The organism is Streptomyces sp. 549 (genome assembly GCF_030124175.1).
In the GTDB taxonomy this organism is placed as follows: Bacteria; Actinomycetota; Actinomycetes; order Streptomycetales; family Streptomycetaceae; genus Streptomyces.
In genome coordinates this window covers 235,418-248,032 of the sequence record NZ_JASKMT010000003.1, presented here as the reverse complement: position 1 = coordinate 248,032, position 12,615 = coordinate 235,418, and the positions used below count along the sequence as shown (strand labels likewise).

At 72.3% G+C, this 12,615-nt stretch carries 13 protein-coding genes; 8 read left to right on the top strand and 5 right to left on the bottom strand.

The window, feature by feature from the left end; translation table 11 throughout:
• The first annotated feature begins 5 nt into the window (after window positions 1-5).
• Window positions 6-239 (top strand): hypothetical protein, encoded by a 234-nt coding sequence (locus QNO07_RS05240; protein WP_283990523.1) that lies wholly within the window; start codon window positions 6-8, stop codon window positions 237-239.
• A gap of 46 nt (window positions 240-285) precedes the next feature.
• Here the strand turns inward: QNO07_RS05240 and QNO07_RS05235 are convergent, their stop codons facing one another.
• Window positions 286-1,425: a THUMP-like domain-containing protein gene (locus tag QNO07_RS05235; protein ID WP_502961786.1), complete on the bottom strand. Its 1,140-nt coding sequence runs from the start codon at window positions 1,423-1,425 to the stop codon at window positions 286-288.
• A 243-nt stretch (window positions 1,426-1,668) separates the two neighbouring features.
• Here QNO07_RS05235 and QNO07_RS05230 point away from each other — a divergent pair, with 243 nt between their 5' ends.
• Window positions 1,669-2,691 carry a polysaccharide deacetylase family protein gene (locus tag QNO07_RS05230; RefSeq protein ID WP_283990327.1) on the top strand — a complete coding sequence of 341 codons (1,023 nt, stop codon included), beginning with the start codon at window positions 1,669-1,671 and terminating at the stop codon, window positions 2,689-2,691.
• A 40-nt stretch (window positions 2,692-2,731) separates the two neighbouring features.
• Here the strand turns inward: QNO07_RS05230 and QNO07_RS05225 are convergent, their stop codons facing one another.
• On the bottom strand, window positions 2,732-3,352 hold the full coding sequence (locus QNO07_RS05225; protein WP_283990326.1) for a Uma2 family endonuclease: 621 nt from the start codon (window positions 3,350-3,352) through the stop codon (window positions 2,732-2,734).
• Between the two features lie 296 nt (window positions 3,353-3,648).
• Between QNO07_RS05225 and groES the strand changes: the two genes are divergently transcribed.
• Window positions 3,649-3,957: a co-chaperone GroES gene (gene groES, locus QNO07_RS05220; protein WP_283990325.1), complete on the top strand. Its 309-nt coding sequence runs from the start codon at window positions 3,649-3,651 to the stop codon at window positions 3,955-3,957.
• 102 nt (window positions 3,958-4,059) lie between these two features.
• The gene (gene groL, locus QNO07_RS05215; protein ID WP_283990323.1) at window positions 4,060-5,685 is read left to right on the top strand and encodes a chaperonin GroEL; all 1,626 of its coding nucleotides are present in this window, start codon (window positions 4,060-4,062) and stop codon (window positions 5,683-5,685) included.
• A gap of 139 nt (window positions 5,686-5,824) precedes the next feature.
• Here the strand turns inward: groL and QNO07_RS05210 are convergent, their stop codons facing one another.
• Window positions 5,825-6,598, bottom strand: a complete 774-nt coding sequence (locus QNO07_RS05210; protein WP_283990322.1) for an SDR family NAD(P)-dependent oxidoreductase — start codon at window positions 6,596-6,598, stop codon at window positions 5,825-5,827.
• 167 nt (window positions 6,599-6,765) lie between these two features.
• Entirely contained in the window at window positions 6,766-7,428 is a 663-nt protein-coding gene (locus QNO07_RS05205; protein ID WP_283990321.1) for an MOSC domain-containing protein, read from the bottom strand.
• Window positions 7,429-7,509: 81 nt separating this feature from the next.
• On the opposite strand from QNO07_RS05205, the gene QNO07_RS05200 reads away from it, so the two are divergent.
• Window positions 7,510-8,409 (top strand): LysR family transcriptional regulator, encoded by a 900-nt coding sequence (locus tag QNO07_RS05200; protein ID WP_283990320.1) that lies wholly within the window; start codon window positions 7,510-7,512, stop codon window positions 8,407-8,409.
• 165 nt (window positions 8,410-8,574) lie between these two features.
• Here the strand turns inward: QNO07_RS05200 and QNO07_RS05195 are convergent, their stop codons facing one another.
• Entirely contained in the window at window positions 8,575-8,886 is a 312-nt protein-coding gene (locus tag QNO07_RS05195) for a WhiB family transcriptional regulator (RefSeq protein ID WP_283990319.1), read from the bottom strand.
• A gap of 455 nt (window positions 8,887-9,341) precedes the next feature.
• Here QNO07_RS05195 and QNO07_RS05190 point away from each other — a divergent pair, with 455 nt between their 5' ends.
• The 3 genes from QNO07_RS05190 (at window position 9,342) to guaB (ending at window position 12,483) form a co-directional block, all read left to right on the top strand.
• Entirely contained in the window at window positions 9,342-9,953 is a 612-nt protein-coding gene (locus tag QNO07_RS05190; protein ID WP_028426699.1) for a response regulator transcription factor, read from the top strand.
• 362 nt (window positions 9,954-10,315) lie between these two features.
• Window positions 10,316-10,900, top strand: a complete 585-nt coding sequence (locus QNO07_RS05185; protein WP_283990317.1) for a sigma-70 family RNA polymerase sigma factor — start codon at window positions 10,316-10,318, stop codon at window positions 10,898-10,900.
• Window positions 10,901-10,980: 80 nt separating this feature from the next.
• Window positions 10,981-12,483 carry an IMP dehydrogenase gene (gene guaB / locus QNO07_RS05180; RefSeq protein ID WP_283990315.1) on the top strand — a complete coding sequence of 501 codons (1,503 nt, stop codon included), beginning with the start codon at window positions 10,981-10,983 and terminating at the stop codon, window positions 12,481-12,483.
• Window positions 12,484-12,615: the final 132 nt, after the last annotated feature.

Here is a 12,615-nt window from a genome sequence, read left to right as displayed (position 1 = left end):
CCCTGATGTGGGAGGCCAAGGCGGCTCCCGGACGGGCCGACGACCTGCTGGCCTGGGCCCGCACCCGGCCGCTCGCCCCGGAACCCGTCCGCCGCGAGACGTTCACCGCGCCCGGTGACCGCGTCCTGGTGATCACCTGGTGGCACGCGGCCTACGACGCCGACCTGCCCGAGATCCCCGACCCGCCCCCCGGCACCACCGCCCGACCGGTCCACCGCTGGCGCTTCCAGCAGGTGTGACGCACGAGCCGCCGGGGCCGGGTGCGGCGTACGAGCCGCCGGGGTGTCAGACCGGGTGGCCGAGCAGCATCGAGGGGGCGCCGGCGACGCGGGTGAGGAAGACGGTCGCGGAGTGCGGGCCGGACAGCTTCATCCGGCGGCGGAACTCCTCGGGCTCCACGGCCGAACCCCGCTTCTTCACCGTCAGCACCCCGACCCCGCGTTCCCGCAGCAGGGCCTTGAGCCGCTTGAGGTGGAAGGGCATCACGTCGGTGATCTCGTAGCTGCGGGCGAACGGCGTGCGGTGCAGCTCGTCCGCCGTCAGGTACGCGATCGTCGGGTCGATCAGGCGGCCGTGGACCTGCTGCGCCACCTCGGCGACCAGGTGGGCCCGGATCACCGCGCCGTCCGGCTCGTGCAGGTAGCGGCCGACCGGGCCCGGCTCCGGATCGGGCAGCCCGGCGCCGGGCAGCGAGTGGCCGCCGGGCAGCAGCGTGGCGCGGCGGCCCGGCGTGCCGCCGAACCAGAGCACGGCCTCCTTGACGTCGCCGCCGTCGGAGATCCACTCGGCCTCGGCTGCCTCGGGCAGCGCCTCGTGCGGCACGCCCGGCGCGATCTTCAGCGCGGCGTGCGGCACCCGCGCGGCCACCTCCAGGGCCCAGGACAGCGGCGGCGAGTAGGACTCCGGGTCGAAGATCCGCCCCCGGCCGCCCCGGCGGGCCGGGTCGACGAACACGGCGTCGAAGCCGCCGAGGGCGACGTCGTGCACCTCGGCCTGCCGCACCTCGATCCGGTCGGCCAGCCCCAGCGCGGCGGCGTTGGCCCGCAGGACGGCGCAGGCCAGCGGCGAGCGGTCGACGGCCAGCACGTCGACACCGGCGCGGGCGAGGGCGAGCGCGTCGCCGCCGATGCCGCAGCACAGGTCGGCGAGCCGGCCGACGCCCAGGTCGGCGATGCGCCGGGCCCGGTACGCGGCCACCGAGGACCGGGTCGCCTGCTCGACGCCGTCGGGCGTGAAGTACATCCGGTGGGCGTCGTCCGCGCCGAACTTGGCCACCGCCCGCTGCCGCAGCCGGGCCTGCCCCAGCGCCGCCGACACCAGGTGCGGCGGGTGGTCGCGGCGCAACCGGGTGGCGAGGGCCAGCTCGCGGGCCGGGTCGTGGTCGCGCAGCTCGTCCAGCAGCTGCTGCCCCTCGTCGGTCAGCAGCGCCTCGAAGTCGGCGACGTCGGCGTCGGCGTCGGGTGCTGCGGGGGCGCCTCGGACCGCGGACTGCTCGCCGTGGAGAGCGGCGCCGGGCGTGTCGGGCGTGTCGGGTGATTCGGATGCGGCCACACGGGCCATTTTCCCAGCCCGCACGGAATGCCGACGCCGCCCGCGCCGGTCCCGGTGACAGCATCCGGCGTTATGTCGCTCATCACACAAATGGGACACGGAGTGCACAACCGCCCCGTGCAACGCCGCCTGCGCCGAGCCTGCGGCGTCTCCCTGGTCGTGTTGCTCGCGGTCTCCTGCGCGGCCACCGGAGGCCCCGACACCGCCGACACCCCGCCCCGACTGGACGAACCGCTGGCCGGTGAGGCGCCGGGACGGCCCGGCGTGCTGCCCGGCGCGCCGGGTGTGCCCGCCGCGCCGGGGCTGCCGGACGGGCGGCCAGGCGCCCTGCTGGCCGGCCCCGAGCCCGCGCTGGGCGCTCCCCAGCGCGCCCAGGCGGAACTGGCCGCCGCCTCGCTGGCCGCCTACGCCGACCGGCTGCGCCGGGCCGAGGCCCGGCGGGCGTCCGCGGCGGTGCGGTGGAAGGTGAAGAAGCTGCCGCTGCGCCCGCCCCCGCCGCCCGCCGAACGGCTGGAACCGGTCAGCGACCCCTGGCACCTGTCGGGCCGCGGACTGCCGCCGGTGATCACCCGCGTGCCGACCGAGGACAAGGTCGTCTTCCTGACCATCGACGACGGCCACGAGAAGGACCCCGAGCTGCTGACCATGCTGCGGGAGCTGGAGGTGCCCTACAGCGCGTTCCTCGCGGACTACGTCTCCAACGACGACTACGGGTACTTCCGGCGGATGCGGGACGACGGCGTCGCCATCCACAACCACACCCTGCACCACAAGGAGATGCCCAAGCTCTCCTACGAGCAGCAGCGCAAGGAGATCTGCGGGCAGCAGGAGGTGCTGAGGAAGGAGATGGGCGAGGCGCCCGGCCTCTTCCGTCCGCCCTACGGCGCCTACAACCGCGACACGCTGCGCGCCGCCGCCTCCTGCGGCATCAGGGCGGTCCCACTGTGGGCCGAGGAGGCCTGGGCGAAACGTTTCGACTGGAGCCGGGCCGACCAGAGGTTCCACCCCGGCGACATCATCCTCACCCACTTCCGCGGCCCCGAGCAGTGGGGCGGGAGCATGACCGACATGGTCCGCCGCACCCTGCGCGTGGCGGCCGACCAGGGCTACGCCTTCGCGAAGCTGGAGGACTACATCTGACGCCCCGGCCCGCCCGGGACACCGGGCGGGCCGGCCCTGTTCAGCGCCGGTAGAGCGCGGTCAGGTCGATGTCCATCGCGAAGGGCACGGGGACGGTCATCCGGCCGCGGTGGATGCCGGTGGGCACGTAGCTCCCGGTGGTGTCGTCGAGTTCGCAGACGTGCACCACCGGGGCGTCCTGCCCGGCACCGCCGCCGCCGTCCTCCCGTTCGACCCGCCAGAAGTGCCGGATCCCCGCCTCTGCGTACCGCTGGGGCTTCGCCCTGCGGTCCCGTTCGCGGGACTCGGCGGAGACGATCTCCACGGCGAGTTCGACCTCGTCGGGGGTGAAGGCGGTACGGGTGGTGGTCGGCGCGGCGTTGACGACCAGGATGTCGGGCTCGGGACGCTGCCTCTCGCCGAGCCGCACGGTCATCTCCACCACCACTCGGAGGTCCCCGGGGGCTGCGATCTCCATCGCGTTGGCGAGCCGCCGCATCACCGTGCTGTGGAAGTAGGTCTGCGGCGAGCGCAACACGAGGGTTCCGTCGATCAGTTCGAAGCGGGGCGCGGACGGTGGCAGCCGGTCCAGGTCGTCGGCGGTCCAACCGTTCGGCGGGGGATAGAACCAGGCCGGCAGGGGGGCGTCGTCCGCTTCGGAGGTCACTGGTTCTGCGGTCATCCGCGCAGCCTCTGTGCTCGGCACGACGCTTGGCGCGGCGCGTTGCGGTCCTTCGCCCAGGGTAGCTTCCGTGGGCGTCCGGCGGGGTGCGAAGGGCTGCCGGGGGACGTGTGCGGGGGCGCTGGATTGGCACTCGGCTTGACCGAGTGCTAGCAGCGGCATAATGTCGGCGTTGGCACTCTCCCTAAGGGAGTGCCAGAAGTACGGCAGGCAGGTCCGGCACCCGCGACGACGGACCTACCAGGTCGTACCCCAGACATTGACCCCGTGAGATCTCCGAAGGGGGAGGTCGGATCGTGACGACCGCCAGCTCCAAGGTTGCCATCAAGCCGCTCGAGGACCGCATTGTGGTCCAGCCGCTCGACGCCGAGCAGACCACGGCCTCTGGCCTGGTCATTCCGGACACCGCGAAGGAGAAGCCCCAGGAGGGCACCGTCCTCGCTGTGGGCCCGGGCCGGATCGAGGACGGCAAGCGTGTCGAACTCGACGTGAAGGTCGGCGACATCGTGCTCTACAGCAAGTACGGCGGCACCGAGGTGAAGTACAACAACGAGGAGTACCTCGTCCTCTCGGCTCGCGACGTTCTCGCGATCGTCGAGAAGTAAGCCACCACAGTATTTCCGTTCCGCGCCCTGATCCCAACTGTTCCGACAGCCGGGGCCGGGGCGCGGTTCGCATGTTGAGGACTGAGAGGACACCCGTAAGCCATGGCCAAGATCCTGAAGTTCGATGAGGACGCCCGCCGCGCTCTCGAACGCGGCGTCGACAAGCTGGCCGACACCGTCAAGGTGACCATCGGCCCCAAGGGCCGCAACGTCGTCATCGACAAGAAGTTCGGCGCGCCGACCATCACCAACGACGGCGTCACCATCGCCCGTGAGGTCGAGCTCGACGACCCGTACGAGAACCTGGGCGCCCAGCTGGTGAAGGAGGTGGCCACCAAGACCAACGACATCGCTGGTGACGGCACCACCACCGCCACCGTGCTGGCCCAGGCGCTGGTCCGCGAGGGCCTGCGCAACGTCGCCGCGGGTGCCTCCCCGGCCGCGCTGAAGAAGGGCATCGACGCCGCCGTCAAGGCCGTGTCGGACGAGCTGGTCGACTCCGCCCGCCCGATCGACTCCAAGTCGGACATCGCCTCCGTCGCCGCACTGTCCGCTCAGGACAAGCAGGTCGGCGAGCTGATCGCCGAGGCGATGGACAAGGTGGGCAAGGACGGTGTCATCACCGTCGAGGAGTCCCAGACCTTCGGTCTCGACCTGGACTTCACCGAGGGCATGGCCTTCGACAAGGGCTACCTGTCGCCGTACATGGTGAGCGACCAGGAGCGCATGGAGGCCGTCCTCGACGACCCGTACATCCTGATCCACCAGGGCAAGATCGGTTCCATCCAGGACCTGCTGCCGCTGCTGGAGAAGATCATGCAGGCCGGCGGCTCCAAGCCGCTGCTGATCATCGCCGAGGACGTCGAGGGCGAGGCGCTCTCCACCCTCGTGGTGAACAAGATCCGCGGCACCTTCAACGCCGTCGCGGTGAAGGCCCCCGGCTTCGGCGACCGCCGCAAGGCGATGCTCGGCGACATGGCGACGCTGACCGGCGCCACCGTCATCGCCGAGGAGGTCGGCCTCAAGCTCGACCAGGTCGGCCTTGAGGTGCTCGGCTCCGCCCGTCGCGTCACCGTCACCAAGGACGACACCACCCTCGTCGACGGTGCCGGCAAGTCCGACGAGGTCCAGGGCCGCGTGGCCCAGATCAAGGCCGAGATCGAGTCCACCGACTCCGACTGGGACCGCGAGAAGCTCCAGGAGCGCCTGGCCAAGCTGGCCGGTGGCGTCTGCGTGATCCGCGTGGGCGCGGCCACCGAGGTCGAGCTCAAGGAGAAGAAGCACCGTCTGGAGGACGCCATCTCCGCGACCCGCGCCGCGGTCGAGGAGGGCATCGTCTCCGGTGGCGGTTCCGCTCTCGTCCACGCCGCGAAGGTGCTGGAGGGCGGCCTGGGCAAGACCGGCGACGAGGCCACCGGTGTCGCCGTCGTGCGTCGTGCCGTGGTCGAGCCGCTGCGCTGGATCGCCGAGAACGCCGGCCTCGAGGGCTACGTCATCACCTCGAAGGTCGCCGAGCTCGACAAGGGCCAGGGCTTCAACGCCGCCACCGGCGAGTACGGCGACCTGGTCAAGGCCGGCGTCATCGACCCGGTGAAGGTCACCCGTTCCGCCCTGGAGAACGCCGCTTCCATCGCGTCGCTGCTGCTCACGACCGAGACCCTGGTCGTCGAGAAGCCCGCCGAGGACGAGGACAACCACGGCGGCCACGGTCACGGCCACTCGCACTGACGCCGCAGGCGCCCGCCGTTCGCGGCGGGTGCCGCACCCCGGACGTGCCGTTCAGGCCCGCCACCCCGCAGGTTCACCCGGGGCGGCGGGCCTGACCCGTCACCGGGGGCCGCAGCCCGTCACCCGTGGCCGCGGCTCGTCACTGCGGGCCGTAGCGGCGGCCCGAGCCGGACGACAGCTTGCCGAGCACGCCGCGCGGCACCAGCTTGGTGGCGCCCATCAGCGTCTTGTAGCGCGGGTCCGGCACCGACAGTGTCTTGCCCCGGGCGAGGTCCTTGAGCGCGGCCTCCACCACCCGGTCCGCCTCCAGCCACATCCAGCTCGGCACCGAGTCCACCGCCATGCCGGCCCTCTCGTGGAACTCCGTGCGCACGAACCCCGGGCACAGTGCCATCAGCCGCACACCGCTGTCCGCCAGGTCCTCCGCGGCGCCCTGGGTGAACTGCACGATCCACGCCTTGCTCGCCCCGTAGGTGCCGCGCGGGACGAACGCCGCCACCGACGCCACGTTCACCACCCCGCCGCGGCCCCGCTCGCGCATCTGCCCGGCCGCCGCCGACGTCAGCCGCAACACCGCCTCGCAGTGCACCTTCAGCATGGTCAGCTCGTCCGCCATCGGGACTTCCAGATAGCGGCCCTTGAGCCCGAATCCCGCGTTGTTGACCAGCAGGTCCACCGGGTGGGTGCGGTCGGCGAGACGTTCCTCGACCGCACTGATGCCCTCGTCGGTGGACAGGTCCGCGGCGAGCACGGACGCCTCGATGCCGTGGCGGTCGTGCAGCTCGGTCGCGTGGTCGCTCAGCCGGTCGGCGTCCCGCGCGACCAGCACCACGTCACGCCCGTCCCGGGCGAGCCTGCGGGCGAAGGCGGCACCCAGGCCGGCGGTCGCCCCGGTAATCAGTGCAGTCGTCATACCGGAACGGTAGCGGCCGCCCGGTGGCCGCCGTGCTGCTGCCGGGCACCCTGTCCCCGGTGCCCGGCTTCGCCCCCCTCCGGGCCACTTCCTCTCGGGTGCGGCGGATACGACGGGTGCGCCGGGTGCGCGGGCGCGGGCGCCATGTGCGTGCCGGGGCCGGTGGTTCAGTCGGTGCGCTTGCCGGCCGCGGCCCGGATGTCGGCCGGAAGCGCGTCCCCGGCGGCCAGCACCCCGGGGAGCAGGTGCGGTTCGGTGGTGCACGCGCGGAAGAGGAACGTGACGCTCACCTCGTGGTCCGGCCGGTGCGTCCGCTCGACGACGTCCCCCGAGCGCACCTCGCCCGGTTCGACGACCCGCAGGTACGCGCCCGGCCGGGCCGCCTGCGTGAACCTCCGCACCCAGCCCCGCTCACCCAGCCGGTCGGCGAACGTGCGGCACGGAATGCGCGCGCAACTGACCCCCAGCAGCGGCCCGTCCGGCCCGCCGATGCGCCAACGCTCACCGATCAGGGCCTCGTTGACGTCGACGCCGCCGGTGGTGAGGTTCTCCCCGAACGAGCCGTGCGGGAGCGGGCGTCCCAACTCGGCGGCCCAGTGGTCGAGATCCTCACGGGCGAAGGCGTAGACGGCCTGGTCGTCGCCGCCGTGGTGCTTGAGGTTGACGATGGTGTCGCCCGCGAGGCCGCTGCCGCCGACGCCCTTCGGGCCCGGGGCGCTGATCCGCACCGGTCCGGCGGCGGGGCGCTTGGTGATGCCGGTGGCCTCCTTGCCGCCGTGCGGGTGCTCGAGCGGCGTCGCGGTGCCGAGGTTCACGGAGATCAGCTGCATACCGGGAACGGTAGGACGCATGCTCCATAAGTGGCAAGAGGATATTCGCACCGCGCCCCAAGTGTCGCTTATGGTGGGGGAATGATCGAAGCCCGTCACCTGCGGGTGCTGCGTGCGGTCGCCGGCACCGGCTCGTTCTCCGCCGCGGCCCGTGAGCTCGGCTGTACCCAGCCCGCCGTCAGCCAGCAGATGAAGGCGCTGGAGCAGTCGGTGGGCACGCCCCTGCTGATCCGGACGGGAAGGGAGATGCGGCTCACCGAGTCCGGCGAGGTGCTGGCGCGGCACGCCGCGTCGGTGCTCGCCTCGCTGACCGCCGCCGAGGAGGAGGTCGCCGCGCTGACCGGGCTGCGTGCCGGGCGGGTCCGGCTGGTGTCCTTCCCCAGTGGCAGCTCCAGCCTGGTTCCCGCCGCCGTCGCCGCGCTGCGGGCCGACCACCCCGGCACCCGGGTGTCGCTGGTGGAGGCCGAGCCGCCGCGCTCGGTGGAGATGCTGCGCGCGGGCGACTGCGACATCGCGCTGGCGTTCCGCTATCCGGGTGACGCCGGTGACGCGGACGAGTGGCACGACCTGGTGGTCCGCCCGCTGGTCACCGACCGCCTGGTGGGCCTGGTGCCCGACGGTCACCGCTTCGGCCGGGCCGAGCGTGTCGGCATCGGCGAACTCGCCGAGGAGCCGTGGATCGCCGGGTGCCCGAGGTGTCGCAGGCACCTGGTGCAGGTGTGCGAGGCGGCGGGGTTCAGCCCGCGCATCGACTTCGCCACCGACGACTACCCGGCCGTCGTCGGACTGGTCGGGGCGGGGCTCGGCGTGGCTGTGCTGCCGCAGCTGGCGGTCGAGTCCGTGCGCACCACCGGCGTGCGCACGGTGGAGATGGTGCCGGAGGTGCGGCGCGAGGTCGTCGCGCTCTCCCTGCCCGACCTTGCGCGTGTGCCCGCGGTCGCGGCGATGCTGGACCGCCTCGCCCGCACCGCCGCCCGCTGACCCGCGTCCGCCCGCTGACCCGCGTCCGCCCGCCGCCCGGCGGGCCGACGCGCGCCCGCCGCAGCTGTGGCCCGCTGCGGCGGCGCCGGGTGGCGGCGGCCTCTTCCGCCGTCACCCGGAAGCGCTGCCGATACGTTTCTTCGCCTGTGTTCCCCGGAGCTCGGGTCAGTGGGCGGGGCCCTGCGCGGTCACCAGGCGGGTGCGTGCCCGGCCCATCAGCTCTTCCCGTTCGTCCTCGGTCAAGCCGCCCCAGACGCCGTACGGCTCCCGTACGGCCAGGGCGTGTGCCGCGCAGTCCGCGCGGACCGGGCAGCGCATGCACACCTCCTTCGCGGACGTCTCGCGTGCGCTGCGGGCGGCGCCGCGTTCCCCCTCGGGGTGGAAGAAGAGCGAACTGTCGACTCCCCGGCACGCTGCCAGGAGCTGCCAGTCCCACAGGTCGGCGTTGGGGCCCGGAAGGCGGGAGAAATCTGCCATTGCTCGTCCTCTCGGAGCACTGCTGCTGGTGGTCGGCCGGCCGTGGGCACCGGAGGCGGTGGTCGGAGCGGAGCACTCACCAGGGACGCTCTCGTGCACTCAGAGCGACCACGACACTGCCGACCGTACATCTATCTTCTTAGTAGATGTAAATATGACTCTTTGCGAATTTAGCCATGGACGCCACAAAAGGGAAGCAAAAGCCTCCATATAGGGCACAGTGGGATTGCTCGAAGAGGGTGACCGCTTCGACTCCCTGGGTGCGCACGCGCTCACACAGGGTGCCGAAGGCCGATCTGCTCACCCGTAACTCTTTTGGGTGACCGTCGTTGAGTGTGCGAGGCGGTTGGCGTAATACGCACTCGGGCAGGTGTCCGGGGCAGTCGACCGCTCAGGTGACGATTCGTAACAGCCTGGAGGCTCAAGGTGATGCGCAGCAGCAGCGGAGGGCGGCCATGACTTCCGTCCTCGTATGCGACGACTCCCCGCTCGCCCGAGAGGCGCTGCGCCGCGCGGTCGCGACCGTGCCCGGTGTCGAGCGGGTTACCACGGCGGCCAACGGCGAGGAAGTCCTCCGCCGCTGGGGGGCCGACCGGTCCGACCTGGTCCTGATGGACGTGCGCATGCCCGGCCTGGGCGGCGTCGAGACGGTGCGGCGACTGCTCTCCGCCGACCCGGGGGCCCGCATCATCATGCTGACCGTCGCGGAGGACCTGGACGGCGTGGCGCTCGCCGTCGCCGCCGGAGCGCGCGGCTACCTGCACAAGGACGCCTCCCGGGCGGAACTGCGGGCCACGGTCACCCAGGCTCTGGCCGACCCGACCTGGCGGCTCGCGCCGCGCAGGCTCAGGTCCGCCGAGATGGGCGCGGCGCCGACCCTCACGGCCCGGGAGATCCAGGTGCTGGAGGGCATGAGCCACGGCCGCTCGAACGCCGAGATCGGCCGGGAGCTGTTCCTCTCCGAGGACACGGTCAAGACTCACGCCCGCCGGCTGTTCAAGAAACTCGGCGCCTCCGACCGGGCGCACGCCGTGGCCCTCGGCTTCCGGTGGGGTCTGGTGCGCTGACCGCCGACCTGCGGCCGGGGTGCCTCCCACCTGCACGGGTGGGAGGCACCGTGCGTCCCGGGCCGGATCGGCGACGCGCGGACTCCGCACATTGCCGCCCGATGCCGCATGCTGGAGGGTGATTCCTCCCCGGCCGCCGCCGGGGCTTCTCATCCGAGCGAGGGGCCTTGATGACGGACAAGCCCGGCCCGGTGCCGCCAGGCCCCGGGGCACAGCAGCCGGGCACCGGCGGAGAAGGCGGGGATCTACCCGGATTGGGGAGGGCTGGCGGGATGGCTTCGAGCGCACTCCGGTATAACGCTTCGGTGCACAACCAGGAGCTCGGTGCGACGGATTCCGCGGGGTCGGTGCACCATGGACCGATGCGCGATGACGAGCCCACGGCCGTTTCGGCCATCGGCACGCTCGTCCGGCGTGCTGTGGACGGTGACGAGCAGGCCACCCACGACCTGCTGGCCCACGTGCACCCCCTGGCGCTGCGGTACTGCCGCACCCGGCTGAGCCGGCTCCCCGGCGACGCGCGCCACTTCGTCGACGACCTCGCCCAGGAGGTCTGCCTCGCGGTGCTGTGCGCGCTGCCGCGCTACCGCGACACCGGCAAGCCCTTCGAGGCGTTCGTCGCCGCGATCGCCCACCACAAGGTCGCCGACCTCCAGCGGGCCGCCATGCGGCATCCCGGCTCCACCGCCGTGCCGTCCGACGAGATGCCCGAGCAGCCCGACGACTCGCTCGGCCCCGAGGAGCGCGCGCTGCTCAGCAGCGACACCGCCTGGGCCAAGAAGCTGCTGGCCAGCCTGCCCGACCACCAGCGCGAGCTGATCCTGCTGCGGGTCGCGGTGGGGCTGACCGCGGAGGAGACCGGGCAGATGCTCGGCATGTCGCCGGGAGCCGTCCGGGTCGCACAGCACAGAGCGCTCAGCCGCCTGCGGGCGCTCGCCGAGCAGTAGTGTCCACTGAGTGCGGGGGTGTCCCGTTCGGCCGTTAGCATGGACCAACGTGCCGGGGCAAGACCATTGGGGAAGGTGTCATGACTGACAACGTCGACGGAGTGCCCGAGAAGTTCGCGATGCTCGGGCTGACATACGACGACGTGCTGCTGCTGCCGGGCGAGTCCGATATGGCGCCGCAGGACATCGACACCTCCTCGCACGTCTCGCGCAACGTCAAGGTCAACATCCCGCTGCTCTCCGCCGCGATGGACAAGGTCACCGAGGCGCGGATGGCCATCTCCATGGCTCGGCAGGGCGGCGTGGGCGTGCTGCACCGCAACCTGTCCATCGAGGACCAGGCCGCCCAGGTGGACCGGGTGAAGCGGTCGGAGTCGGGCATGGTCGCCGACCCGATCACCATCCGCCCGGACGCGACACTGCGCGAGGCTGACGCCCTCTGCGGCCGGTTCCGGATCAGCGGCGTGCCCGTGACGGACGCGGCCGGCAAGCTGCTCGGCATCGTCACCAACCGCGACATGGCCTTCGAGTTCGACCGTGAACGCCAGGTCCGCGAGGTCATGACCCCGATGCCGCTGGTCACCGGCCAGGTCGGCATCGCCCGCGAAGCGGCCATGGAGCTGCTGCGTCGGCACAAGATCGAGAAGCTTCCGCTGGTCGACGGCGAGGGCCGGATCAAGGGCCTGATCACCGTCAAGGACTTCGTCAAGGCGGAGAAGTACCCGAACGCCGCCAAGGACGAGGAGGGCCGGCTCATCGTCGGCGCCGCCGTCGGTGTGGCGGGCGACGCCTACGAGCGCGCCCAGGCGCTGATCGAGGCCGGTGTCGACTTCGTCGTGGTGGACACCGCGCACGGGCACTCCCGCCTGGTCGGCGACATGGTCGCCAAGATCAAGTCGAACTCCTCGGTGGACGTGGTCGGCGGCAACGTCGCCACCCGGGACGGCGCCCAGGCGCTCATCGACTCCGGCGTGGACGGCATCAAGGTCGGCGTCGGTCCGGGCTCCATCTGCACCACCCGCGTCGTCGCCGGCATCGGAGTGCCGCAGGTCACCGCCATCTACGAGGCCGCGCTGGCGGCCCGGGAGGCCGGGGTGCCGGTCATCGGCGACGGCGGCCTCCAGTACAGCGGGGACATCGCCAAGGCCCTGGTGGCCGGCGCCGACACCGTGATGCTCGGCAGCCTGCTCGCGGGCTGCGAGGAGTCGCCCGGGGAGCTGCTGTTCATCAACGGCAAGCAGTTCAAGTCCTACCGCGGCATGGGCTCGCTGGGTGCCATGCAGACCCGCGGCGAGCAGCGCTCCTTCTCCAAGGACCGCTACTTCCAGGAGGGCGTCAGCGGCGACGACAAGCTGATCCCGGAGGGCGTCGAGGGCCAGGTGCCCTACCGCGGCCCGCTCTCCGCCGTCGTGCACCAGCTCGCCGGCGGGCTGCGCCAGTCGATGTTCTACGTCGGCGGCCGGACCGTGCCGGAGATGAAGGAGCGCGGCCGCTTCGTCCGCATCACCGCGGCCGGCCTCAAGGAGAGCCACCCGCACGACATCCAGATGACCACCGAGGCGCCGAACTACTCGCGCCGCTGACCGAACCGGCGCCGCCCGCGAGGCGGCGCCGACCCAAGGACCGTCCCGGCCGGGCCGCCCGCAGCAGCGGCGGCCCGGCCGCCGTCCGCCGGGCCGCTCGCCGCACGAGCGGTCCGGCACGTCGGCGATACT

Excerpts from the sequence above, each read along its gene's own strand:
- QNO07_RS05240 (WP_283990523.1), top strand. The coding sequence starts at position 6 with ATGTGGGAGGCCAAGGCGGCTCCCGGACGGGCCGACGACCTGCTGGCC.
- QNO07_RS05225 (WP_283990326.1), bottom strand. The coding sequence starts at position 3,352 with ATGACCGCAGAACCAGTGACCTCCGAAGCGGACGACGCCCCCCTGCCG.
- groL (WP_283990323.1), top strand. The coding sequence starts at position 4,060 with ATGGCCAAGATCCTGAAGTTCGATGAGGACGCCCGCCGCGCTCTCGAA.
- QNO07_RS05210 (WP_283990322.1), bottom strand. The coding sequence starts at position 6,598 with ATGACGACTGCACTGATTACCGGGGCGACCGCCGGCCTGGGTGCCGCC.
- QNO07_RS05205 (WP_283990321.1), bottom strand. The coding sequence starts at position 7,428 with ATGCAGCTGATCTCCGTGAACCTCGGCACCGCGACGCCGCTCGAGCAC.
- QNO07_RS05200 (WP_283990320.1), top strand. The coding sequence starts at position 7,510 with ATGATCGAAGCCCGTCACCTGCGGGTGCTGCGTGCGGTCGCCGGCACC.
- QNO07_RS05195 (WP_283990319.1), bottom strand. The coding sequence starts at position 8,886 with ATGGCAGATTTCTCCCGCCTTCCGGGCCCCAACGCCGACCTGTGGGAC.
- QNO07_RS05190 (WP_028426699.1), top strand. The coding sequence starts at position 9,342 with ATGACTTCCGTCCTCGTATGCGACGACTCCCCGCTCGCCCGAGAGGCG.
- QNO07_RS05185 (WP_283990317.1), top strand. The coding sequence starts at position 10,316 with ATGCGCGATGACGAGCCCACGGCCGTTTCGGCCATCGGCACGCTCGTC.
- guaB (WP_283990315.1), top strand. The coding sequence starts at position 10,981 with ATGACTGACAACGTCGACGGAGTGCCCGAGAAGTTCGCGATGCTCGGG.